Below are 333 nucleotides of genomic sequence, written 5' to 3'. Positions count from 1 at the left end.
GCGCGCGCGCGCGCGCGCGCGCGCGCGCGCGCGCGCGCGCGCGCGCGCGCGCGCGCGCGCGCGCGCGCGCGCGCGCGCGCGCGCGCGCGCGCGCGCGCGCGCGCGCGCGCGCGCGCGCGCGCGCGCGCGCGCGCGCGCGCGCGCGCGCGCGCGCGCGCGCGCGCGCGCGCGCGCGCGCGCGCGCGCGCGCGCGCGCGCGCGCGCGCGCGCGCGCGCGCGCGCGCGCGCGCGCGCGCGCGCGCGCGCGCGCGCGCGCGCGCGCGCGCGCGCGCGCGCGCGCGCGCGCGCGCGCGCGCGCGCGCGCGCGCGCGCGCGCGCGCGCGCGCGCGCGCG

At 100.0% G+C, this 333-nt stretch carries 1 protein-coding gene; it reads right to left on the bottom strand.

Annotated elements, in window-relative coordinates; translation table 11 throughout:
• Positions 1–333 (bottom strand): hypothetical protein (locus P409_RS41700; protein ID WP_193366551.1); only part of this gene is annotated, 333 nt, incomplete at both ends.

Origin of the sequence: Inquilinus limosus MP06 (genome assembly GCF_000767795.1) — a bacterium.
GTDB classification, from domain to species: domain Bacteria; phylum Pseudomonadota; class Alphaproteobacteria; order DSM-16000; family Inquilinaceae; genus Inquilinus; species Inquilinus limosus_E.
The sequence above is the reverse complement of the archived record's forward strand: the minus strand, read 5'-3'. Positions and strand labels throughout refer to the sequence as shown.